General features: G+C 44.8%; 23 protein-coding genes. 10 read left to right on the top strand and 13 right to left on the bottom strand.

The genetic code is table 11. The features are described 5' to 3' along the window. Positions 1-56: 56 nt before the first annotated feature. Complete coding sequence (locus R7P72_RS03800; protein WP_005374150.1) at positions 57-1,070, bottom strand: GGDEF domain-containing protein; 1,014 nt, start codon at positions 1,068-1,070, stop codon at positions 57-59. Positions 1,071-1,419: 349 nt separating this feature from the next. Between R7P72_RS03800 and R7P72_RS03795 the strand changes: the two genes are divergently transcribed. The 3 genes from R7P72_RS03795 to R7P72_RS03785 are packed head-to-tail and all read left to right on the top strand — an operon-like array spanning position 1,420 to position 5,023. Further along, positions 1,420-2,772, top strand: a complete 1,353-nt coding sequence (locus R7P72_RS03795) for a DASH family cryptochrome (protein ID WP_025768046.1) — start codon at positions 1,420-1,422, stop codon at positions 2,770-2,772. Then, a complete protein-coding gene (locus R7P72_RS03790) occupies positions 2,772-4,316 on the top strand; it encodes a cryptochrome/photolyase family protein (RefSeq protein WP_005374147.1) in 1,545 nt (514 codons plus the stop codon). Before R7P72_RS03795 ends, R7P72_RS03790 begins: the two co-directional genes overlap by 1 nt. After that, positions 4,316-5,023 (top strand): SDR family oxidoreductase, encoded by a 708-nt coding sequence (locus R7P72_RS03785; protein WP_005374144.1) that lies wholly within the window; start codon positions 4,316-4,318, stop codon positions 5,021-5,023. The genes R7P72_RS03790 and R7P72_RS03785 overlap by 1 nt, the downstream gene beginning before the upstream one ends. Before the next feature lie 61 nt (positions 5,024-5,084). Here the strand turns inward: R7P72_RS03785 and R7P72_RS03780 are convergent, their stop codons facing one another. Beyond that, the gene (locus R7P72_RS03780) at positions 5,085-5,231 is read right to left on the bottom strand and encodes a DUF2256 domain-containing protein (RefSeq protein WP_005374142.1); all 147 of its coding nucleotides are present in this window, start codon (positions 5,229-5,231) and stop codon (positions 5,085-5,087) included. Between the two features lie 33 nt (positions 5,232-5,264). Continuing rightward, positions 5,265-6,407 (bottom strand): peptide-methionine (R)-S-oxide reductase MsrB, encoded by a 1,143-nt coding sequence (msrB, locus tag R7P72_RS03775; protein WP_005374134.1) that lies wholly within the window; start codon positions 6,405-6,407, stop codon positions 5,265-5,267. Between the two features lie 202 nt (positions 6,408-6,609). On the opposite strand from msrB, the gene R7P72_RS03770 reads away from it, so the two are divergent. Both R7P72_RS03770 and R7P72_RS03765 read left to right on the top strand, forming a co-directional pair. Then, positions 6,610-7,008, top strand: coding sequence for an OsmC family protein (locus R7P72_RS03770; protein WP_005374132.1), 399 nt, complete (start codon positions 6,610-6,612; stop codon positions 7,006-7,008). Between the two features lie 129 nt (positions 7,009-7,137). Continuing rightward, a complete protein-coding gene (locus R7P72_RS03765) occupies positions 7,138-7,689 on the top strand; it encodes a sugar O-acetyltransferase (protein ID WP_005374130.1) in 552 nt (183 codons plus the stop codon). A 90-nt stretch (positions 7,690-7,779) separates the two neighbouring features. On the opposite strand, the gene R7P72_RS03760 is transcribed toward R7P72_RS03765, so the two are convergent. The 6 genes from R7P72_RS03760 to R7P72_RS03735 all read right to left on the bottom strand — a co-directional run bounded on the left by R7P72_RS03760 (position 7,780) and on the right by R7P72_RS03735 (position 12,493). Further along, the gene (locus R7P72_RS03760) at positions 7,780-8,160 is read right to left on the bottom strand and encodes a hypothetical protein (protein WP_005374128.1); all 381 of its coding nucleotides are present in this window, start codon (positions 8,158-8,160) and stop codon (positions 7,780-7,782) included. Beyond that, a complete protein-coding gene (locus R7P72_RS03755; protein ID WP_230849489.1) occupies positions 8,148-9,209 on the bottom strand; it encodes a glycine zipper family protein in 1,062 nt (353 codons plus the stop codon). Before R7P72_RS03755 ends, R7P72_RS03760 begins: the two co-directional genes overlap by 13 nt. A gap of 849 nt (positions 9,210-10,058) precedes the next feature. Continuing rightward, positions 10,059-10,241 (bottom strand): hypothetical protein, encoded by a 183-nt coding sequence (locus R7P72_RS03750; protein ID WP_031778850.1) that lies wholly within the window; start codon positions 10,239-10,241, stop codon positions 10,059-10,061. Between the two features lie 164 nt (positions 10,242-10,405). Further along, positions 10,406-11,092 (bottom strand): helix-turn-helix transcriptional regulator, encoded by a 687-nt coding sequence (locus R7P72_RS03745; protein ID WP_005374113.1) that lies wholly within the window; start codon positions 11,090-11,092, stop codon positions 10,406-10,408. Between the two features lie 47 nt (positions 11,093-11,139). Continuing rightward, positions 11,140-11,454, bottom strand: coding sequence for a hypothetical protein (locus R7P72_RS03740; protein ID WP_005374111.1), 315 nt, complete (start codon positions 11,452-11,454; stop codon positions 11,140-11,142). 115 nt (positions 11,455-11,569) lie between these two features. Further along, positions 11,570-12,493, bottom strand: a complete 924-nt coding sequence (locus tag R7P72_RS03735; RefSeq protein WP_005374110.1) for a LysR family transcriptional regulator — start codon at positions 12,491-12,493, stop codon at positions 11,570-11,572. A 138-nt stretch (positions 12,494-12,631) separates the two neighbouring features. Between R7P72_RS03735 and yjjG the strand changes: the two genes are divergently transcribed. Both yjjG and R7P72_RS03725 read left to right on the top strand, forming a co-directional pair. Next, positions 12,632-13,306, top strand: coding sequence for a pyrimidine 5'-nucleotidase (gene yjjG, locus R7P72_RS03730; RefSeq protein WP_005374109.1), 675 nt, complete (start codon positions 12,632-12,634; stop codon positions 13,304-13,306). A gap of 51 nt (positions 13,307-13,357) precedes the next feature. After that, positions 13,358-13,897, top strand: a complete 540-nt coding sequence (locus R7P72_RS03725; RefSeq protein WP_005374107.1) for an NUDIX domain-containing protein — start codon at positions 13,358-13,360, stop codon at positions 13,895-13,897. A gap of 79 nt (positions 13,898-13,976) precedes the next feature. Here the strand turns inward: R7P72_RS03725 and R7P72_RS03720 are convergent, their stop codons facing one another. From R7P72_RS03720 to R7P72_RS03705, 4 genes are all read right to left on the bottom strand, one after another. Beyond that, entirely contained in the window at positions 13,977-14,411 is a 435-nt protein-coding gene (locus R7P72_RS03720; RefSeq protein ID WP_005374106.1) for a hypothetical protein, read from the bottom strand. A gap of 20 nt (positions 14,412-14,431) precedes the next feature. Beyond that, positions 14,432-14,983, bottom strand: coding sequence for a YtfJ family protein (locus tag R7P72_RS03715; protein ID WP_005374105.1), 552 nt, complete (start codon positions 14,981-14,983; stop codon positions 14,432-14,434). Between the two features lie 79 nt (positions 14,984-15,062). After that, complete coding sequence (locus tag R7P72_RS03710) at positions 15,063-15,782, bottom strand: carbonic anhydrase (protein ID WP_005374104.1); 720 nt, start codon at positions 15,780-15,782, stop codon at positions 15,063-15,065. A gap of 78 nt (positions 15,783-15,860) precedes the next feature. Continuing rightward, a complete protein-coding gene (locus R7P72_RS03705) occupies positions 15,861-17,204 on the bottom strand; it encodes an OmpP1/FadL family transporter (RefSeq protein WP_213907123.1) in 1,344 nt (447 codons plus the stop codon). 770 nt (positions 17,205-17,974) lie between these two features. On the opposite strand from R7P72_RS03705, the gene R7P72_RS03700 reads away from it, so the two are divergent. Genes R7P72_RS03700 through R7P72_RS03690 form a run of 3 tightly spaced genes read left to right on the top strand, consistent with a single transcriptional unit; the run spans position 17,975 to position 22,507 of the window. Next, the gene (locus R7P72_RS03700) at positions 17,975-19,150 is read left to right on the top strand and encodes an efflux RND transporter periplasmic adaptor subunit (RefSeq protein ID WP_005374101.1); all 1,176 of its coding nucleotides are present in this window, start codon (positions 17,975-17,977) and stop codon (positions 19,148-19,150) included. Between the two features lies 1 nt (position 19,151). Then, on the top strand, positions 19,152-21,116 hold the full coding sequence (locus R7P72_RS03695) for a MacB family efflux pump subunit (protein WP_005374099.1): 1,965 nt from the start codon (positions 19,152-19,154) through the stop codon (positions 21,114-21,116). Between the two features lie 14 nt (positions 21,117-21,130). Further along, a complete protein-coding gene (locus R7P72_RS03690; protein WP_005374098.1) occupies positions 21,131-22,507 on the top strand; it encodes an efflux transporter outer membrane subunit in 1,377 nt (458 codons plus the stop codon). The last annotated feature ends 62 nt before the right edge of the window (positions 22,508-22,569 follow it).

Genomic DNA, 22,569 nt, shown 5'->3' with positions numbered 1-22,569 from the left:
TACGTCGCGGGGTTTTCTTTTTCATCGTAAAAGTCGTTTTCGCTTAGTCAGTTTATTTAAATTGGCATCACGCGGTTACGACCGAGTTGTTTTGCTTCATAAAGCTGTTTATCGGCTTTATTGATTAAGGCTTCAGGCGTATCACCCGGCTCAAATTCTGCTACCCCAAAAGAAGCGGTAATGCTGTGAACTTGTGTGCCTGAGCGCTTATCTCTGATACGCAGTTTTTCTATCATCCGGCGTAGTGTGTCTGCATATTGGCGAGCAATTCGCAGAGATTTGTTAGGTACAATTAACGCGAATTCTTCACCACCAAAACGGTACGCACATATCCCATCTCGACAGCTTTGTTGTAGCCGGCGGGCAATGGCTTTTAACACTGTATCGCCAAAAAGGTGCCCGTAATTGTCGTTAAATGATTTGAAATGATCGATATCAAGCATGATTAAGGTCATTGCCTGATTTGATGCGATAAGTGAAGAGAGATCTTTGTCAAATGCTCGGCGGTTGTATAGGTTTGACAAACCATCGAACAACGCATCTTGCTGTACTTCAGCCAGTTGGTTTTTGAGGCGAGAAATTTCTTCACTCGCGTTAGTCAATTGGCTATTCAAAAACTTTGTTGAGTGACGAATTTCGTGTGACTCTGCGACAAGTTGACGAATCACCACCATCACTTCTTCAATGCTTAGGCTATTGTCCTCAACTTTTTCCAGTTTATTAAAGCTTTTGTCTACCATCTCAGAAAAGGAGGAAGTATCTGAAATCGTATCGCTCATTGAACTGGATACTTCATGTAGCAGAACTTCTACATTGGTTCTAAGATCTTCAAGGCTGGTTTCTGCTTTGCTGGCCACATAGTTGTTGTAAAGCTGTTTATTGGTTGCTGGCGGGCAAATACCGTAGTTTTCTAACACCGTGTCTAACTCAAAGTTGAGTTCTGGAATGGTCTTGTCAACGTAGGTATACCAAAGCGCGTAGTTGGCTGGCGTGGCAGCAACATGGTTTTTGATCATCAGTGGGACCGCTTTTTTTAAATTAGCGGTTGATTTCTTAAACTCGTCGGTCATTTCTGCGATGGTACTAGCAAAATGGGATTGGGCTTAGATTAACGGATATTAACTAATGTCGCTTTAATTTTTATCACTTTTGCATGGTTTATATAGAAAATGAGTGATTAAGATCGTGATCAATACCGTTGGATTCAAATTTTATAAAATATCAGTATGAAACATGTACAGGAATTTGGTGGTATTGCGTGTTTTGAGATATCCAGCAAATGGATTCCGTGTGAACGTTAGTAACCTAATGATCGTCAAACTCTCGTTTTCGTATAAAAGCAAGTAAATCAAAAGGCTTAACGTCAGGGTCTCCGTGAAAAGAACTCGTAGACGAAGAATTAACATCTGAGGGTGCGAATTGAAAAAGAAAATAGGACTTTATTGGTTCACGAACGACTTGCGATTGCACGACAACCCACTGTTGAAAAGCGCCAGTGTAGAAATGGACGAGTTAATTTGCTTGTATTGCTACCCTTCAATGACGCCTTACTTGCATCACTTTGCGCAGGAAGCCTCTTTCGGGCGCGCGAAATTGCAGTTTCTCGACTCATCGCTTAGTGAACTCAATCAATCTTTGAATCACCTTGGTCAGCGATTATGGGCGGTTGAACTAACGCCCGATCAAGCAATCAAGTATGCTGTTAATCGCTTCGGCGTCACACATATATATGCTGACGCCTTTCCCGGTTCGGATGAGCAACAAGCGTTAGATCGCGCAGTTGAAGGCGCGTCTCATGTAAAAATAAAACAGCAAGCAATCCGGACCCTGTTAAGGGAAGAACAACTGCCATTTGACTTGAGCAATCTGCCTACCACTTTCACGCAGTTTAGAAAGCAAGTTGAAGGTTTAGACATCTCTCGGCCCCACGAGAGTGTCCGTTCGTTACCTCCAATTCCCTTAGGTGTGAATCTTCCTTCCGTTACTGCATATTACTTTGACACAAAAGCTGCGTTTCATGGTGGAGAAAGCCGCGGGCTTGAACATTGTCGCCAGTATTTTGCTTCCACACTAGCCAGTGAATACAAACAAACACGCAATGGTTTAGATGGCATGGATTACTCCACCAAGTTCTCTCCTTGGCTAGCTCATGGGTGCGTTTCTCCGAAAACTATTTATGCCATGTTGAAACGTTATGAAGCCGCGAATGGCGCAAATGATTCAACCTATTGGATTTACTTCGAACTGCTTTGGCGTGAATACTTTTATTGGTATGCCCGTCGATACAAGCGGCAGCTGTTCCGATTCGGTGGCATCCAAAATCAAGCACCACTCACCAGCTTTTATGCGCACCGTTTTCAACAATGGAAGAAAGGTGAAACGCCATTTCCTATCGTGAACGCGTGTATGCACCAGCTTAATGAAACCGGTTATATGTCGAATCGTGGCAGACAGTTAGTTGCCAGTTGTTTGGTGCATGAGCTTGGCCTCGATTGGCGTTATGGCGCGGCGTACTTTGAGTCACAACTGGTCGATTACGATGTGGCATCAAACTGGGGAAATTGGCAATACTTAGCAGGCGTTGGTGCTGATCCGCGTGGTTCACGACAATTCAACCTCGAAAAGCAAACCGAAATGTACGACCCGCACATGGAGTTCATCGATAGGTGGCAAGGTCGTTGTCCTGGCGCGCATTTGGATAGTGTAGACATGGTCGATTGGCCGATTGTGATGGGCAGCAGTGACAAAGCTTCGTCATCGGAGAAACCGTAATGCAATTTGAAACCGTACGATTGATCTTGGGCGATCAACTTAACAGTGAGCACTCTTGGTTTCAGCAACCGGATGAGCAAGTGCTTTACCTGATTGCGGAGCTCAAGCAAGAGAATACTTACGTCACGCATCATATTCAGAAAGTGTGTGCGTTCTTTTCCGCAATGGAACAGTTTGCGAAAGAGCGTCAGAGTGAAGGTCACCAAGTTCTGCACCTCACGTTGGATGACACACAATCCTTCGACGATCTTGAGCAAGTCTTGCAACACTACGCGAGTGAAGTTGGTGCAAGTAAGTTTGAATATCAACGCCCGGATGAATACCGTCTTCTGGAGCAGTTAGCCAAACTAAAGCTTGATGGGGTCGTGACGCGTTGTGTCGACTCGGAACATTTTTTGTTGCCGTTTGAGGAAATAGAATCGCAGTTTCCTCAAGGTAAACACATCATGATGGAGCACTTTTACCGCCGTATGCGCAAGCGCTTCGACATCTTGATGCAAGACGGAAAGCCCGTCGGCGGAAAATGGAATTACGATGCCAATAATCGTAACAAGCTCAAAGCCAAAGACATTGAACAACTGCCACAACCTTTGATGTTCAGTACTGACATCCACGGCATTATTGAGCGGCTGGCACGACATGACATCAAAACCATCGGAAATCTCGAAGGGGACTTGTTGTGGCCGATTAATCGCGCGCAAAGCCTCTCTTTACTCGCGCATTTCTGCCAAGTCTGTCTGCCGTTATTCGGACGTTTTCAAGATGCCATGACAGGCCAGCACGACGCTAAGTGGAGCTTGTATCACAGCCGAATTTCATTCTCGCTTAACAGCAAATTACTGCACCCGAGAGAAGTCATTGATGCTTCACTCAAGGCATTTCATTCCAACGCGGACATCGACATTTCTCAAGTTGAAGGGTTTATTCGCCAAATCTTAGGATGGCGAGAGTACATTCGAGGGGTCTATTGGGCGAACATGCCTCATTACCCGAAAAACAACGAATTGGGCGCAGAAAGAAAGCTGCCAGATTTCTTCTGGAATGGTGAAACTAAAATGGCTTGTATGCGCAATGCGATTGGGCAGTCCCTCGATTACGCCTACGCACACCACATCCAACGATTGATGGTCACTGGTAACTTTTGCTTGCTAACCGAGATCGACCCAGATCAAGTGGATGAGTGGTATCTCGGTATCTATGTTGATGCGATTGAATGGGTCGAAATGCCGAACACACGTGGCATGGCATTGTTTGCGGATGGCGGCATTGTTGGCACCAAACCTTACGCGGCGAGTGGTTCTTACATCAACAAAATGAGCGACTACTGTAAGGGTTGCCATTACGACAATAAGGCGAGGAGTGGGGAAGGATCGTGTCCGTTTAACAGCCTTTATTGGCGCTTTATGAACAAACACGACAAGCGCCTCGCAGCCAATCCACGAATCGGGATGATTTTCCGCTCTTGGGACAACATGGAAGAACAGCAACGCCAAGCGATTCTTGATACCGCAGAGCACTACATAGAAAACGTGGAGAACTTGTGATGGAAATACTCATCGTCGGTGGCAATGGTGGAATTGGTTTGGCGATGGTTCAAGAAGCCGCAGCTCGGTTCCCTCAAGCGCGCGTGCATGCCACTTATCGTAAGCAGCAACCAGATTGGCAACACCCAAATGTCGTTTGGCATCAAGTGGATGTATCGCAAGACGAGCAGGTAAAAGCGTTCAGTGAGCAGATTGAACACGTCGATTGGTTGGTGAACTGTGTTGGTATGTTGCACACCCAAGAGAAAGGTCCTGAGAAGAATCTTAGCTCGCTCGACGCAGACTTCTTTCAGCAAACCATCACGGTCAATACTTTGCCAAGTTTACTGTTGGCAAAATACTTCACGCCCAAGCTAAAATGCAGTACTGCACCTAAGTTTGCGACCATTTCAGCCAAAGTTGGCAGCATTAGCGATAATCAGTTAGGTGGTTGGTACAGCTATCGAGCATCGAAAGCCGCATTAAACATGTTCCTCAAAACCATGTCGATCGAATGGCAAAGAATGGTCAAACATGGCACGGTGCTGTCACTTCACCCAGGTACTACAGACACCGCTTTGTCGGCACCTTTTCAAACCAATGTGCCAGAGGGAAAGCTGTTCACACCAGAGCGAGTCGCAAAGGATTTATTAGGCTTGATAGAAAAAGCAACCCCGCAAGATAGCGGGGCGTTTTGGGCTTATGATGGGACGTTATTACCTTGGTAAGAGAACGCGTACAAACGTTAATACAAATGAAATAACATACTCCAGAGAGGGTCGGAGTGACCTACGTTTTCGTTGATTTATTTCTTCGGCAACGCTCAGAACAATAAACGATTTCCTCCCAATTTCGCGCCCACTTCTTTCTCCAAGAAAATGGGCGCTGACAGACCGGACAGACTTTCATGGGAAGGTTGGATTTAAAACCTTTCATCGCGCTGAATGTTCACTCCTAATTTGGTTAAAACTACTTATCAAATAGGTACAGGTAATCGCCGTAGCCTAAACTCGCCATCTTGTTCACAGGTACAAATTTCATCGCAGCAGAGTTCATACAATAGCGTAATCCCGTCGGCTTCGGACCATCTTTAAACACATGACCTAGGTGTGAATCACCAAACTTACTGCGGATCTCCGTTCTAGGGTAGAGCAGTTTATAATCGGTTTTCTCCACGATGTAACCCGGGTTAATTGGTCGAGTAAAGCTTGGCCAACCTGTGCCAGATTTGTATTTATCAGTAGAAGAAAATAGCGGTTCACCGGTCACAATATCCACATAAATTCCCGCTTCTTTGTTGTCCCAGTATTCATTATCAAACGGACGCTCCGTGCCTTCTTCTTGCGTCACGTAATACTGTAGCTCTGTTAAGTTTGATTTGATTTCAGACTGAGCAGGTTTACTGTACGCTTTCACTTTCGAAAGCAACTTTTTTTCTTCAATCAACTGTCGAAGTGTTTTAGGACTTTCTTTTCGATCTTCACCAAATACTTCGTCGAGATATTTATCGCGACCTGATGCGTAGCGGTAGTATTTGTACTTCAAGCTACTCTTCTTGTAGTAATCCTGATGGTACGACTCCGCAGGGTAAAACTTTTCAAACTCGATCAGCTCTGTTTTCAACGGTTTTGGATAGATCATCGCCTTGTCGATTTCCATCATAAACTGCTTAGCAATCTGCTTTTGCTCCGCATTATGGTAGAAGATCGCTGGACGGTATTGAGGACCACGGTCAACAAATGAACCTTTATCGTCGGTAGGGTCGATATGACGGAAGAAGTAGTCCAGCACTTGCTCGTAGTTCACGACAGCAGGATCGTACTTCACCTCAATCACTTCAATATGACCAGATTTACCAGAAGAGACTTGGCGGTAAGTCGGGTTTTCAATATGACCACCTGAATAACCTGATACAACATCGATTACGCCGGGCAGTTGCTCTAAATCCGATTCTGTACACCAGAAACAACCGCCAGCTAGCGTTGCGATTCTTGTATTCTCTGAAGCCTTCAGCTTATCCATCGTATCGGCGGTACCTGTTTTACTCAATAGTAGAAACAAGACTGGAAGTGCGAAGGAGAAACCGGCCAATAACTTAGACATATTCTTCATAGCTACCTCATCGTTATTTTTGTAGTAAGTGTTACTTAAATAAAAAGTGTTACGTATAGAGAAAGGTAACCGAGCGAAAAAATTACAGTAATGTTGAAAATTCCGTTGCCCTTTTATGCGATAGAGCTAAAGTATCGACAAGAAACACACAGCTAGTAAGGGCAACGATGCCTTGAATAAGCGATGCTAAATGAGGTAAATCATGCAAGCTGAAGTTAAATGGATAGAAGATTTTAAATTCCTTGGGCAATCTCAGTCGGGCCACTCCGTAGTGATGGATGGCAATGGTGGTGCAACCGCACCAAGCCCAATGGAAATGGTACTAATGGCTGCTGGTGGCTGTAGCTCTGTCGATGTTGTTGATGGTTTGAAAACGGCAGGCCAAAAGGTCTCGTCAGTTAATGCCAAGCTAACCACAGAGCGTCGTGAAACCGCACCGCGTATCTTTACGCAAGTGAATATCCACTTTGAAGTGTCAGGTGACGAGCTTGACCCAGAAGTCGTAGCAAAAGTGGCGGCTGACTCGCTAGAAAAATACTGCTCGGTTTGCTTAATGCTAGGTGAAGGTGTTGAGATGACCCACAGCTGGGAAATTGTGTAAGCCGACAGACTCCACAAAATATAAAAACAGGAAAGAGAAAAGTCCGGGCTTTTCTCTTTTTTTATTTCGCAGTTCACGTACCTTGTGAAGAATCTGAAAGCAGTAATTGCAGGTTGTAGGAGTCTTCCAGTGACAGAACTAGAAAAAATGATGTCTGGCCAGGTCTTTGATGGCATGGACAAAGAAATTGACGCCATTAGAAGCCATGCTCTTCAAGCACTTAGAGCACTTAATAATAACACCGACGAAAGTCAGCGCGACGAATTGCAAAAGCAGCTATTTGGCAAGGTAGGCCGTTGTATTGTCCAGTCCCCTTTTCATTGTGAATTTGGTAAGACCATCGAAATAGGTGAAGAAACCTTTATCAACATGAACGTGGTCATGCTCGATGGTGCCAAAATTACCATCGGGAACCACGTGCTCATTGGACCGAGCGTGCAATTTTATACCGCTTCTCATTCTGTTGATTACCGCAGTCGCCGACGTTGGGAAACGTTTTGTAAACCCATCACGATTGAAGATGATGTGTGGATTGGCGGAAATTCCGTCATCAACCAAGGTGTAACAGTTGGCGCTCGCTCGGTGATTGCGGCGAACTCGGTCGTTAACCATGATGTGCAGCCAGATTGTCTATACGGAGGCACGCCAGCTAAGTTGATTCGCCGTCTCAACGAAGAATAGTAGAGGTTAGTATGCAATAACTCTGGCGATTAGAGAGTTCAGACTGAGCTCTCTTCGTCGAGTACATCGTTATATTTTAATGTTAATTCCTCACTCAATTGCTAAAAGAACGGCACCAATTGATAAAGTCAGGGCAACGACAACAGAGTTAACAATGATAATACCTAGTAATAGAATCGACAAATAACGATACCATTTTGGTACTTCTCTAGAAATATTAGGTAATTTTCGCTTTTCACCTGAGCTAGGTTGAACGATTAAACGAACAAACATCAATGTTCGGAAAAATGCGTAAGGCCACCCTGTGAATAAAGAAAGCTCAAATTCATTAAAATATGGTTTTTTAAAATAGTTTCCAACAATCTCCTTCGGCATCAGAAAGTGCATGACACCGATAAAAATGGTTTGTAAGAAAATAATAATCACACCAGTCATTAAAGTGTAAAAAAGAAATGTGATTACTTGCTGCATATAGACTCTATTCCAGTACTAGCGACTAAGTTTGGCTTGCTTTCAATTGAATTATAAAAGCTTTTTGCCACTTTACCGGATGCATAACCTACAGCCGTTGAACCGGCAGCGAGTACAATGGCAGTCCCCCAGCCAATAGGGTTTGATACTAAAAATAGACCGACTAACGCGCTGGTACCCATTCCTACAGCTGTGCTAGTTATTGACTCAACAAAAATTTCATTCTTCTCATGTTGGTCTTGTGTATTCGCAATCTGAATGCAGGAAGCCGTCAGACCAACACCGACTAAAACATGTCCGCCCACTTTAGATGCTTGAGCTATTTTATTCAGTTTTTCGGCTTGTTTAACTATATGAGCATTCGCAGGTAACCCTCCACTTCGAGCTATGCGAATAGACTGGTGAGTCGTTTTGTTGCCAAATAACAGCTTTTCCATAGGGCCAACATTTTTCTTTAGTAGGTCTAAATGTTTTTTACGTCGACCATCATATTGTCCTTTACTTATTACTCCGTTTTTATAGTTTGCGTAAAGGTCGTTGATGTTCTCAATGAGCTTAATATTTCCTTTACTCATCAAGTTCCCTGTAGCACCCATCAAGGTACCTCCTGGAATAGTAATCATATTGGCGTTGTTTTCTAGCCATGCCAACGCCCAAAACATGTCAGCATGTTGCGGTGGAACTTGATTTGAGATTGATTTTGGAGGTTGATTGTAGCTGAGAAGATTGGGAGGCAAAACTTTATGGGGAGGAGAGCTGGGCATTTGAGGTTTAGACGCTGGGTAGATCCCTAGCTTCGCGATACTTTTAGGAGGTAACGCATTGTTACTTTGAGTTTTAAGTTGAGAGCTTGATTTGGGTAGAGCTGATAACCAAATGATATCGCCTGCTCTAATGCGGTTAGGATCTGAAATATGCTTGTTTAATGTCATTATATGAGTCAGTACCATCTGATAGTCCTTGCTACCATATGGAGCACCATACATGTTTAATATAATTGATGATAAGTTATCATGAGTTTTTATTTTATACTCAAATAATCCCGACACAGAGCACCTTTAGCTAATAATTTGTTTGTGCAGATACTAACAAAAAACTATATTTAAAAAGGTTTATTTTTTGCATTCTAGACTTTCATTTTAAAAAGTTACAAATTAGCTGATGTATTTATTATTTGCATGAAATTGTTAATGTGATTTTTTACATTTAAAGTGTGATATTAAACTTGGTTGGATAAGTGAAGGTCATACATGATTTGCTAGTGATAAAAAACCTGCGATAAAAAATACAAGTGCTAACATTGTAGAGTTTATGATAATTACCCATATTAATATGAAGGATAATAGACGGTACCACCTAGGCACCTCTTGGGATACATCGGGTAACTTTCGCTTTTCACCTGAGCTAGGTTGAACGATTAAACGAACAAACATCAATGTTCGGAAAAATGCGTAAGGCCAACCTGTAAATAGAGCTAGTTCGAAAGTGTTAAAATAAGGTTCTTTAAAGTAGCTATTGACAATGTCTTTTGGCATTAAAAGGTGCATGATACCTATAAAGAATGTTTGAAAAAAAATAACTAATACACCAGAGAACATTAAGTATCCAATAATGTTCCAGATCAATTGCATATTGCACCTATCCTTATAATAAACCGATGCTTTTTCAAAGGTTTTATCCTAATTTTTATCATGAAGAAATAAAGAGACTAACAGATAACCTATATCTTAGCTATGAATGTAAGGGCGTTTTGAAGGAGTGTCGAGAACGAAAATAAGAACTATTTTATTGATTTTTATGTAAATATAGTTGGTCGTGTATAAAATGGATAACGTGTAATGGCGAGATGTAAGCCTTGCACAACTAACAAAGGTTGGTTAAACAAGGCTAATAGTCGGTTATGGATAAATAACGATTTGTTGCTCCTCAGTCATCACAAGTGTCGCTTTGCTTTGTTCGATAAGTTGGGCAGCATAAGAAGGGGTAACGGCCTGCATATCACCTTTAGATCGAAGAGTTAAAGACTCCCACGCTTGATCTCGATATTTCCCTGCTTGGGTGTATTGAATCAGTACTTTCATAGCTTCACGCTCCGGTGTGGTTGACGTGCTACTTAAGTTAACGATCTTAGGCTGGTTGCGCATCTGTTAAAAATGAAACATTAGTTTAACCAAATGTGCCTTTCCAAATATCGAGCATTGAGCAGAGCAATTTAGAATCCTTGTGATGGAAGGATGAAGAACACTCAATCTTTCGATTCATACTGCGCAATATAATGTTTGAGAGATTTGGTTTCCGCACTCTGAAACTCTTCATCGTGCATACGCAGTGCTTGGATACGGTCGAGGCGGAACTGGCGGTAGTCATCGCGCAATTCGCACCAGGCGACCAGCGTCCAGACTTTGCCCCAAAAGAACTGGCCTAACGGTTGGATTTTTCTCTCGGTCACCTGTCCGCTTTCATCTTGGTAATCCAAACTGACCTTAAACTGATGATCAATCGCGTGGCGCAGAAGCTGCCCTCGTTTGGCAGTCTCGGATTGGGTGTGATAATCGGGCACAATCAGCGGACAATCTTCCACTTGTTGTTTGAGCTTATCTGGCAATACCGAAAGTATTTTGGTGGACGCAGAGTGAGACGCTTCGGCGAGTTCAACATCCGACCAGGCTCGAACCATCCGCATACCCAGTTCAAGCGCCATCATCTCTTTTTCTGAGAACATCAAAGGCGGCAGATGAGAGCCAGCTTGCAACAGGTAGCCAACACCTGCTTCACCTTGAATCGGAACACCAGAACTAAGCAACGACTGAATATCGCGATAAATCGTACGTTCGCTAACTTCCATTCTTTCTGCGAGCTCTTTCGCTGTCACGGCGTAACGCTTTGCGCGCAGAAGCGTCAGTAGCTCAAACAGTCGTTCTGATTTGCTCATGATGTTCCTTATCTAGACCTACTGGTTGTTAGTGGTAGTGTGGCTGATTACTTCTCTAGCTCACTGCACATTTTTAAGTTGTGATGTTTAAGCTCGAAGCTTTCGCAGTCAATCATTGATAACAGAGGCTGAAATTCAACGGCTTGCTTAATCTGTTTTCCCGCCTGTTTTGCATCATCCATTGAACGCCAGTAAATGGTGTCTGTCCACACACCGTCAGTCGCTTCGTGACTGAGTGAGCGATACAAAAAGCCCGGCAGATTCTTCACAAACGTTTGTGACTGTTTGGCAGCGGCGATCACGTCTTGCTCTGTTGTGCCTGCGGTTAGACGAAATTGCACAGTTTCGATAACGGTTTCCATATTGTGATTCCTTATTGGTTTTGGCGGATTGCCTGTTGAGTTCCAAATAAGGTTACGCGGATGGAATGTCAGAACGTGTCAGTAGTGAAATCTCACTCACTTATCATCAATATGGTTATTTTTCTGGGCTATTGTAACGATCCCAGTAAGGTAAATCTGTGCCGAGTTTTTCGCTGATAAAATCGATAAAGGCTCTTACTTTCAACGGCATGTGCTTGCGCTCAGGAAAAACCGCATAAATGGCGTGTTCTGGTAGAGAATACTCTTCCATCACCGGTTTTAGATTTCCTGCGGCAAAGTCTCTCCCTGCAATAAATGTTGGCAGCTGCGCAATGCCCGAACCTCTTAACAGCAACTGGCGAATGGCTTCGCTGTTATTGACGATAAAGTTTCCTTTTGGAAGTACCTTGTATTCGCTGCCGTTGTTGATGAACATCCATTCGACGCCGCCACGGAAATAGGAGTAGCGCAGGCAGTTGTGACCGACTAAATCACTTGGTTTTTGTGGTGTTCCAAACTCCTCTAAGTAATCTGGTGAGGCACAAAGCACACTTTTACAAGGGGCGAGACGTTTTGCGATTAGATTGGAAGAGGTGAGTTCACCAATACGGATCCCCAAATCAAAACCGTCTTTAACCAGATCGACCATTTTGTCTTCGAGGTTTAAATCCACTTCAATTTTCGGGTAACGAGCGAGAAACTCGCTGATCAAAGGTGCGATATGCAGTACACCGAAAGACATCGGCACGGTAATTTTGAGCCGACCTTGTGGAGAGCCTTGCAGCTCAGATACCGCGTCTACGCCTTGCTGGGCCAGATTGAGCGCTTGAGAAGCGTACTCAAAATAGCGTTCTCCCGCTTCGGTCAGGCTCAGCTTACGCGTAGTTCGGTTAAGGAGACGAATGCCCAAATCGTCTTCTAGCTGGTTGATGCGTTTGCTGATCGCCGATTTCGTCAGATTCAGCTGTTTGGCCGCAAGGGAAAAGCTGCCGCATTCGACAACAGCAACAAAAACGGGCAGGGAGGCAATCGCGTTCACATCAATCTCCTATTATCGTGAAGCATTTATTGTTGAGCACAAGGATACAATTAATTTCCAATTATAGAGATTATCTTCAAGAAGAAAACAATCTAGACTATGCACCAGTATTACGACCTTGATTTTGGGAAGAAGAAAATGAAGTACGATTGGATCCTGTTTGACGCTGACGAAACCTTATTCCACTTTGATGCTTTCAAAGGTTTGCAGCTTATGTTTTCTCGCAAAGGCGTAGATTTTACTGAACAAGATTTTGCTCATTACCAAACCGTAAACAAACCGCTTTGGGTGGATTACCAAGACGGCAAAGTAACGGCAGATGAGCTAAAACATAAGCGTTTTACCGAGTGGGCTGAGAAGTTGAATACCACAACAGCAGATCTCAACAGTGCATTTTTAGAAGCAATGGCCGATATTTGCAGCTTGTTGCCAGGTGCAAAAGAGCTGATGGAAGCGCTGCAAGGCAAAGCTAAAATGGGCATTATCACCAACGGTTTTACAGAGTTGCAAGCAATTCGCCTTGAGCGCACAGGGATGACTGAGTACTTCGATAAAGTGGTGATCTCTGAACAAGTGGGCGTAGCAAAACCGGACTTAGGTATTTTTGAATACGCGATGCAGCAAATGGGCAACCCATGCAAAACGCGCGTACTGATGGTGGGTGACAACCTGCATTCCGATATTCTGGGTGGTAATAATTTTGGTATTGAAACTTGCTGGTTAAATACCACAGGCGCAAGCGTCGATGAGCGTATCGCACCAAATTATACCGTTGAGTCTTTGAGTGAACTAAAGAACATTTTGGTGGCGTAACTGAATCGGGTATTATTCCGTAGTAACCCTCAGAAAAATCAAGGAATAATCATGTCAGATATCAAACAGCTAGACAGCAAAGTCGTTTACCAGAATAAGTGGATGACGGTGCGTGAGGACAAAATTTTACGTCCGAGCGGCGCAGAGGGCATCTATGGTGTGGTCGACAAACCTGATTGTGCTGCGATTCTGGCTATCGATAACGGGATGATTCACTTGGTTCAGCAGTACCGTTACACCGTAGGTCAACGTTGTTGGGAGATCCCACAAGGGGCGTGGGAATCAAACCCAGATGCGGATCATCTTGAGCTTGCCAAAGGCGAACTGCGTGAAGAAACGGGTATGCAGGCGAGCACTATGGCGTATGTCGGCGCGCAGTTTATCGCATACGGCTTTTTGAATCAGACATGTCACGTCTACTTCGCCAGTGATTTAACGGACGTGGGCAATCAACTCGACAGTGAAGAAGAGGATTTGATCACTCGCGCTTTTTCTGTTGAGGAGTTCGAACAGATGATGATCGACGGCACGATCAAAGATTGTGTCACCATCGCCGCTTATGGTTTGGCGAAGCTGAAGAAATTCATTTAGTTATCCATGACGATTTTTTAATGAAAACAGCGGCCTAGTGCCGCTGTTTTTAGTTTGGGTGAGTTCGTTGAGCCATCGCTTACTCGTCGATTTTCTTACCTAAGATTTCCACTTGCGCTTTTTTGGTCACCCCCGCGACTTGCAGCGCAGTGCTGCCAACCGATTCATAGTTCAACTCGATTTTGTCTAACTTCGCGTTATCTTTTGTTGGTAGGCTTAAGCTTCTTGATGACATGCCTTTAGTCAGAACACCTAAACTGTCGAACGTCTTTTCCTGACCATCTTTCATGATTACTTTAACGCTTTTCAGATCGACCGTACCTTGCGTACATTTGATTTTGATGTGGCTGAAACGAGCGTTAGCAAATGGTGACAGTGGATTGACTGTGTCGGTTTCCGATTTAAAACTGACGGTTTTATCTGCAATCTTGTCCCAATCGTTGTCTCCAGCAATCGATTGGAAAGAGGCTACAGCCGCTAAAAGACAGAGCGCGATGGTGTTGAACAGTTTCATAACTTTTCCTTACCTTAGGTTTAGATATTCTGTTTAATCAGTTCGATGACGTGTGTGACTTCGTCTTGAGTTAAAGCCCCTTCTTTCACGAATAAAATTTCACCTTGTTTATTTTGTACGATAATCGCAGAACTTTCTTGCTGCAGATCCCAAGTTGTTGCTAATACGCCATTTTTGTCTAACACCATGGAAGACCAAGAGAATGTCTTTTTGCTGTCCTCTGCCGACGATTTAACAAATGTACCGGTTCCCCAAATGGCGTCTTCTTGGTTGATCACGGTTGTGGTCTGATACTGATCTTCAGGAAAGTGAGCGGCAGTGATTGCTGACATCAGCGGCGCGTTCATCTCTTTGGCTTTACTACGACCTGCAATGGCTTGTATCACACGGACTTTGCCTAACATCTGCTGAGTTGCCCAAGGTTGATAAGCCACATCGTCTCCTTGCAGCGTCATTTCGCCATAGGTATCAATGCTGACGGAAGGGGTGGTTTGACCGACAGAAAGGTTATGAGAGAAGGCGAGTGTCGGGGCGAGTGCGAGTAAGAGTGACAGAACAGATGGAGTTTTCATTGGGGGTTCCTGTAACGAAGTGAGGTTAGAGCGAATCAAAATAAGGGGCAAATACGATGCCCCTTATCGGATGTGGCGTTTAGTTAGAAAGTACAACGCGCGCATTTAGCGGTTGCAGCGGACGATTGTTTTGTCCCATGACTTCCATCAGTTTCGCGGCTTGATCTTTGGATAAGGTTTGAGTGTCTTTAAGCACAAACCAGCGCACACCTTCTGAACATGGCGGTGTGGTTAAAGAGCCGTTAAATCGATAGTAGTTTGCAGTTTTTGGCAGTAAGTCGTTAATCTCAAACGTATCTTTAAAGAACGTGGTTTGATTCTCTTGTGGGATTGCGTTGATCAGTTTAGACAGTGCTGCGTTTTGATCGCCAGCATCAAACATCACCGAAATTACCGCCAACTCGCCGTCTGCGTTGGCGTGTACAAAGTGCGCTTCAAGTGGATATTGGCGGCCTTTGATTTGGTTTTCTGATGGTGTGTGGAAATGGAACTGTTGCAGCTCGAACGTCTCGCCATCGATGGTGAAGCTGTTACGTCCGTTCACTTGCGCTTGCAGCGTATGACCATTGTTGGTTAAACCAATGACCTGACCAGTGTACGAAAGGTTCAGTGCTTCCAGTTTTGCATCGGCTGGGTTGTCGATGTTGATTGGGCTTTGGTTTTTCGTGGTTGCGCAGTCTTTGGCGATTTTTCCCCAGTGCTCTGGCCCGTGTTTGTCATTGCCATAGCCCCATTCCGAAGCCTGAGCTGCGCTTAGAGTGAGAAGTGAGAGTGAAAAAGCAAGTAGTGTTTTGTTCATAATAATGTCTCTGTTCGGTCGCTTCGATAAGCGTTGTTACAAGGCAATGACCTAGAGGTTTGATCACTGCCTGACAAATTAGAAACGGTGGCTGAGTTGGGCACCAATTAGGAACGCATTTGAATGGGTCACGCCCGTCACCATAGGTGCAGGAACACCTTTATACGCGTACTCTTCTACGTTGACATCTTCACCAATCAAGTACGTCATGCCGATGTCAACCGTGGTATCTGATGACCATTGGTAAGATGCGCCCGCAGATAACCAGTGACGGTTCGAATCTGGAATAGAAAGCGAAGTCAGCTCATCGACAGGTGTTTTGTCGAACATGTAACCCGTGCGAAGTGTCCAACGTTCATTGGCGTACCAAGTCGCACCGATGGAGTAGTGCGCGGAGTCTTGCCACTGAAAATCTTTTAGCAACTGATCATCAGCTTTCAAGCTGTCAAATGCTGACCAACCAATCCACTGCACAGAATAGTGCAGGGCAAATTTAGGTAAGACGCGGTGATAACCGGAAAACTCCGCAATATCCGGTAGCGGCATAGCAAGCGAGTCGTACGATTCGCCAGCAAAGTGGATGTCGCCCTTGGCATCTATGTTAGGGCTGTGCTTGTAGCTTAAACCTAAGCGATGACGTTCGTTAAACTCGTACATCATGCCAATGTTCGCGCCAAGCCCAATGCCGCCAGCTTCCACATCAAGTGCGTTGCCTTTTACGGATCCACAGCGTTGTTCTAGTTCGTTTCCAAGTATGTTCCCACCAACGCAAACACCCACGTCCATATCGCGGTACAGCTCACCAGAGCCGTAAATCACATCAATACCACCACCGATACTAAAACGGTCGTTCACCTTGTATGCCAAGCTTGCGCCAAGGTTGACACTCGCTACGCTGGTGACACCGCCAAAAACAGGTGCGCCATAGTTTGGTTTAAACTCCATGTCGGTTCCGAAGTTGGAATATGCCGATAAGCCTAGATACCAGTCGTCGTTGATAGGGTGAATAAAGTAAAAATTGGGTACAACGGCTGGTTGACCAACGCCATCGACGTCATCAATGTCGGTCACGGTTTGAGAGAAGGACGGGGTAATGTCAACTTGAGGGGACGGAGGAAAACCACCCATACCAACATTGACATCCGCATTAATGTTAGCTCGATGATATTGCGCATTTTTAACGGTAACGTCAGGTTTGACGTAAGTGACACCGAACGATAAGGCATTTTGTTTAAACAGCGTCATCGCTGCGGCGTTGCGGCTGATTACAGACGCATTATCACCAATGACGGCATCACCAGCAAAAGCACGACCAAGACCCGTCGCAGAATGTTCGTTAATTTGAAAACCACCGGCATACGCCGTCGAGGAGGCTAACCCGATTAATAAATAAATCGGTGAAAGAGTGAATTGTCGCTGCATGTTTTTCTCATGAATTAATTAGAAGTTGTATTGCAACGAAAAGTAGTAAAATAAACAAATCTGACCAGTGTGTTTAGGAGTAAAACTAACAGTGTGCTGACAATAAGTAAATTTAACTTAATAAATATTTATTGTTGAATTTATTAATGCTTCATGGCGTGAATATAGTAGTTATTTTACGTGTAAATTAAATCCTGAACCTCTATTTTTATTTTTGCGGTATTACTTCTCTATTTTTATTGTGCTGACTGTTCCCTAACAAATAGAGGCAAATCCAGCGATAAAGTGTCCGTGATGGAAACTCTGAGTCATTTGTATTTCCATTGCATCCCAACGTTGGTAGTTCGAATCAGCAAGAGAACTATCGTTTTAAACCCACATGACACACTCCTCTCGGTCTTACCTGTGTTATGTGGGTATTTTTTATTTAACTTGCCACTTAACTCCTCTTTAAATTCAATCATCAAAGTGACCATCATGAAATTTAAAATGATTGCATATTGAATAAGTTTAGTTTTTACTAGTTTTTTGGTATTTAAAAGTTTTGTTTATAATACTTATAACTTGAATTTCTATATTAAAAATGGTCTTTGCTATACGTATTGAATAATAAAGTTTTGAAGTGACTATAATATCTCTGATTTTTCACGTTAGTGAAGTTATTCACTCAGTTTCTTGACGTTAATTTACCTATCTTTACGTCTCGTACCCTGTACGGCTAAGACAAATAGCAGTATAAAATCAAAACGATTATTTACTTCACTCCTGCTATGAAACTCAATAAAAAATGGCTCGTTTTGTGTGGCCTACTTGCTATTGGTGCTGGTGGTTATCATTATCTGCAACGTCCAGAACCCATTTCTCCTTACGCGACAGAAGTCGTTCGCAAAGGCAATATCGAAAAGGCGGTATTAGCCAACGGCATGTTGCAAGCGTCCAAATTGGTGAATGTAGGTGCGCAAGTATCTGGGCAAATTCAACGCCTCGCTGTGAACTTAGGGGATGAGATAAAACAGGGAGACTTGATTGCACAGATTGACAGCCTGACTCAGCAAAATAGCCTCAAAGAAGCCCAAGCGTCTCTTAATAGTCTCAACGCTCAGTACCAGGCTAAGCAAGCGCAGATTAAACAAGCAAACTATGAATACGTGCGCCAAAAAGGCATGTTGGCAGCGAAAGCGAGCTCACGAGCTGATTACGAGAATGCCGAAGCGACGCTCGCCATCTACAAAGCCGAGTTAGCGCAACTGGATGCCGAAATCGAGAAAGCCAAAATCAACGTCGACAATGCGCAGTTAGATCTCGGTTACACCACCATCAACGCACCGATGGATGGCACGGTGGTCTACACCGCGGTGGAAGAAGGACAAACCGTAAACGCCAATCAAACCACGCCAACGATTATCGAGTTAGCTAAGTTAGATACGATGACAGTGAAAGCCGAAATTTCGGAAGCCGATGTGATTTTTGTTCACCCCGGCCAAACGGCGCTGTTCACCATTTTAGGCAAACCGAATCAGCAGTTTAAAGGCACATTGCGCGCCATTGAGCCGGGGCCAACCATCATGGATGGCGATGACAGCGATTTGAGCATTTCAGATAGCGACGCCATTTACTACAACGCTGTATTTGATGTGAAGAACCCGCAAGGTATTTTGCGTATCGGCATGACTGCGCAAGTTTCGATTGTCCTTGAGCAATCGGAAAATACCTTGATTGTCCCTTCACAAGTGCTGCAAAAATCTGGCGGCAAAGGCAACTATACCGTGCCAGTGCTTGAACAGGGCCAAGTGGTGAAAAAGCCTGTGACAGTGGGTATCAACAACAAAGTGAACGCACAAATTCTCTCAGGTTTGAAGGAGGGCGACCAAGTTGTTCTTGGCAATGCTATGGATGGGGAATCATCAAGCCGAGGTGATCGTCGTCGCCCTCCAATGAGGTTCTAAGATGAGTGACGTGCTTTTAAAAGTTGAGGATTTAACTCGACGATTTGTCTCTGGCGACGAGTCGCTTACCGTGTTGAACCACATTAATTTAGAGATAAAACGCGGTGAAATGGTCGCGATCGTGGGTGCATCAGGTTCAGGTAAATCGACGCTGATGAATGTGCTTGGCTGCTTGGATAAACCGTCCAGCGGTCGATACTTCATTAATGGGCAAGATGTCTCGACGTTGGAATCTGATCAACTGGCGGAACTACGCCGCGAGTATTTTGGCTTTATATTCCAGCGTTACCATCTGCTGGGGGATTTAACCGCGGTGGCAAACGTGGAAGTACCGGCGGTTTACGCGGGAGTTCCTCATCGTCAAAGAACGGATCGAGCGCAGTCACTATTGGCTCGCTTGGGGCTGGAAGATCGTTTGACCCACAAGCCCAGCCAACTGAGTGGTGGCCAGCAACAGCGCGTGAGTGTTGCTCGTGCACTGATGAACGGTGGTGAGGTGATTCTCGCTGATGAGCCCACTGGCGCATTAGACAGTCACAGTGGGCAAGAGATGATGGCACTGGTTAAAGAGTTGCATCAACTTGGGCATACTATCATCTTAGTGACTCATGATATGAACGTGGCGAACTTTGCGGATCGCATCATTGAAATCAAAGATGGTGAAATCATTGCAGATACGCCAAATGCACAAGTTGTAATCAATGAGCAAGCAGCAAAGACACCGAGCGCATCTTTTCATCGCCCAGCGCAAGCCGCCAGTAAGTGGTGGAAGTGGGACAGTTTTATTGACGCGCTAAAAATGGCGCTGCTGGCGATGTCTAGCCACAGAATGCGCACGTTTTTGACCATGCTCGGCATCATTATTGGTATAGCCTCGGTGGTTTCCGTGGTGGCACTAGGTAATGGTTCACAACAGCAAATTTTGTCGAATATTTCATCCATGGGAACAAACACCATTGATGTCAGGCCGGGCAAAGGGTTTGGTGACCGCCGCTCCGGACGAGTGAAAACGCTAACCGCCGACGATGCTAAATCGTTGGAGAGTCTACCTTTTGTCGACAGTGTCACGCCGTCTTTATCCAACAGCTTAACCGTGCGTTACGCCAATCAGGATGCAACCGCGTCTGTGGAAGGGGTTGGGGAAGATTATTTCCGTGTGCGCGGTTATGAGATCGCCAAAGGTCAGTTTTGGGATGAAGAGAGCGTGAACTCACTCGCCCAAGAAGCAGTGATTGATGACAACACCAGAAAGGAAATGTTTGCGGATAGAAATCCGATTGGTGAAGTGATTTTTCTTGGTTCATTGCCAGTGCGTATTGTGGGTGTCACGCAGAAAAAAGAAGACGCGTTTGGCAACAGCGACGCGCTGAAAATTTGGGTGCCATACACCACCATGTCGGGACGAATGATGGGACAACGCTACCTCAACGGCATTACTGTACGGATTGATGAGAACGCCCCAAGCGCAGCGGTAGAACAGAGCATCATCAACTTGTTAAAAATGCGTCACGGTACAGAAGATTTCTTCACGATTAACACTGACACCATTCGTCAGAGCATCGAGAAAACCACCGCCACCATGACGTTACTGATCTCAGCGATTGCGGTGATCTCCCTAATTGTCGGCGGAATTGGCGTAATGAACATCATGTTGGTGTCGGTGACAGAGCGCACGAAAGAGATCGGTGTGCGAATGGCAGTGGGGGCGCGGCAAGCGGATATTTTGCGTCAGTTTTTGATTGAAGCGGTAGTGGTGTGTTTGTGTGGTGGCATTGCTGGTATTGGGTTGGCGTTTTTGATTGGTTTTGCATTCAGTACATCTGGCAGCAGCTTCCAAATGATTTACTCAATGAACTCGATCATCTGGGCGTTTATTTGCTCAACGTTGATTGGCATCGCTTTCGGCTTTTTACCCGCTCGCAATGCCGCCAAACTCGATCCGATAGAAGCGCTAGCGAGAGACTAAAAATGAGTAACACAATGAAATTCAAAACTCGATTGGTCGCGGCTGCCTTAAGCGCAGTGTGGTTGTCAGGTTGTGGTTCGCTTATGCGTAGCGACTATCAAGCTCCTGAGGTGCAAGTGCCTGCAAATTGGCAACAGATGCATGTTGCGGGTGATGTCAGTATGGATCCTTGGTGGTTGGCGTTTAACGACCCAACTCTTAATCAATACATTACTCAGGTGTTGGCTCAAAATAACGATTTGACGCTGGCAACGCTAACGCTAAAGAAAGCGCGTTTACAGCTGGGTTTAGCGCAAGATGACCTTTTCCCTACGTTGAGTTCTTCCACATCAGGACAAGTTCAAAAATCTCTTGATAGCGGGGAATCGGCAGATAGCTACAGCACTAACTTGTCCGTCAATTACGAGTTGGATTTGTGGGGAAAAATCTCGGCAGACGTTGACCAAGCCAAGTGGACGGCGATGGCAAGTCAACAAGATCGCGAGGCGACCGCACAAAGTTTGGTGGCAACGACGGCATCGTTATATTGGCAAATCGGCTATCTAAAACAGCGCTTAAACCTCAGTCAGCGTAATGTGGAAGACGCAGCTCAAACGCTACAATTGATTGAAAAACAGTACCAACTTGGCGCTGTGGATCAGTTAGATGTGCTTGAAGCCAAACGTACGTTGGCAAGCTTACAAGCGCAGCAAAGTGAGTTTGAACAGAGTTTACTTGAGGCAAACAACGCCTTTGCGATTTTGTTCAATCAACCGCCGAAGAGCATCAGTGCAAACATCCAAATGCTGCCTGAAGGCGATATGCCATCGTTGAGTGTTGGTGCTCCGTCTGATTTATTGATCCGCAGACCCGACATTAAAGCAGCGATTTATGACGTCAAAGCCGCGCTAGCAAATAAAGACGCAGCAGATTTGGACTATTTGCCTAAGCTGACGCTCACTGGGGCTTTGGGTGGATCGTCACAAGCGCTCAAAGATCTGCTTTCCAACCCGATCGGCAGTTTAGGTGCGGATATGACGCTACCGTTTTTGCAGTGGAATGAGATGAAAAACAGCCAAGCCATTGCCGATTTAGACTATCAATCGGCCATTGTGAGCTATCGCCAAGTGTTGTACGCCGCCTTCCAAGATGTCGAAAATGCCTTGTCAGCACGAGAAAAATTGAAGTATCAAGCGGCGCGTTTACAAGAGCAATATGATGCCGCAAGTGCCGCTGAGTCCATTTATGCTGCGCGGTATCAGTATGGCTCGACATCGATCATGGACTATTTGAATGCCCAAGAAGACACCAGAAACGCGCAAGCTTCTTTGTTGGAGAACCGTTACAACCAGTTTCTCACTCAGGTTACGCTTTACCAGTCTTTAGGAGGAACCGACATTGCGCCGTTGTAATTAGGGGTCAGCGCACACTAGCGAAGCGCCATGCAACAAAGCCTTTTTTGAAGGTATTACTG

The organism is Vibrio sp. Vb0888 (genome assembly GCF_033338835.1).
Taxonomy (GTDB): Bacteria; Pseudomonadota; Gammaproteobacteria; order Enterobacterales; family Vibrionaceae; genus Vibrio; species Vibrio alginolyticus.
This window is presented reverse-complemented; position numbering and strand designations above follow the sequence as displayed.

Bases quoted from the DNA above. Each gene is read 5' to 3' on its own strand.
- R7P72_RS03800 (WP_005374150.1), bottom strand. From the start codon at position 1,070: ATGACCGACGAGTTTAAGAAATCAACCGCTAATTTAAAAAAAGCGGTC.
- R7P72_RS03790 (WP_005374147.1), top strand. From the start codon at position 2,772: ATGCAATTTGAAACCGTACGATTGATCTTGGGCGATCAACTTAACAGT.
- R7P72_RS03785 (WP_005374144.1), top strand. From the start codon at position 4,316: ATGGAAATACTCATCGTCGGTGGCAATGGTGGAATTGGTTTGGCGATG.
- R7P72_RS03780 (WP_005374142.1), bottom strand. From the start codon at position 5,231: ATGAAAGGTTTTAAATCCAACCTTCCCATGAAAGTCTGTCCGGTCTGT.
- msrB (WP_005374134.1), bottom strand. From the start codon at position 6,407: ATGAAGAATATGTCTAAGTTATTGGCCGGTTTCTCCTTCGCACTTCCA.
- R7P72_RS03770 (WP_005374132.1), top strand. From the start codon at position 6,610: ATGCAAGCTGAAGTTAAATGGATAGAAGATTTTAAATTCCTTGGGCAA.
- R7P72_RS03760 (WP_005374128.1), bottom strand. From the start codon at position 8,160: ATGCAGCAAGTAATCACATTTCTTTTTTACACTTTAATGACTGGTGTG.
- R7P72_RS03750 (WP_031778850.1), bottom strand. From the start codon at position 10,241: ATGAAAGTACTGATTCAATACACCCAAGCAGGGAAATATCGAGATCAA.
- R7P72_RS03745 (WP_005374113.1), bottom strand. From the start codon at position 11,092: ATGAGCAAATCAGAACGACTGTTTGAGCTACTGACGCTTCTGCGCGCA.
- R7P72_RS03740 (WP_005374111.1), bottom strand. From the start codon at position 11,454: ATGGAAACCGTTATCGAAACTGTGCAATTTCGTCTAACCGCAGGCACA.
- yjjG (WP_005374109.1), top strand. From the start codon at position 12,632: ATGAAGTACGATTGGATCCTGTTTGACGCTGACGAAACCTTATTCCAC.
- R7P72_RS03725 (WP_005374107.1), top strand. From the start codon at position 13,358: ATGTCAGATATCAAACAGCTAGACAGCAAAGTCGTTTACCAGAATAAG.
- R7P72_RS03720 (WP_005374106.1), bottom strand. From the start codon at position 14,411: ATGAAACTGTTCAACACCATCGCGCTCTGTCTTTTAGCGGCTGTAGCC.
- R7P72_RS03715 (WP_005374105.1), bottom strand. From the start codon at position 14,983: ATGAAAACTCCATCTGTTCTGTCACTCTTACTCGCACTCGCCCCGACA.
- R7P72_RS03710 (WP_005374104.1), bottom strand. From the start codon at position 15,782: ATGAACAAAACACTACTTGCTTTTTCACTCTCACTTCTCACTCTAAGC.
- R7P72_RS03705 (WP_213907123.1), bottom strand. From the start codon at position 17,204: ATGCAGCGACAATTCACTCTTTCACCGATTTATTTATTAATCGGGTTA.
- R7P72_RS03700 (WP_005374101.1), top strand. From the start codon at position 17,975: ATGAAACTCAATAAAAAATGGCTCGTTTTGTGTGGCCTACTTGCTATT.
- R7P72_RS03695 (WP_005374099.1), top strand. From the start codon at position 19,152: ATGAGTGACGTGCTTTTAAAAGTTGAGGATTTAACTCGACGATTTGTC.
- R7P72_RS03690 (WP_005374098.1), top strand. From the start codon at position 21,131: ATGAAATTCAAAACTCGATTGGTCGCGGCTGCCTTAAGCGCAGTGTGG.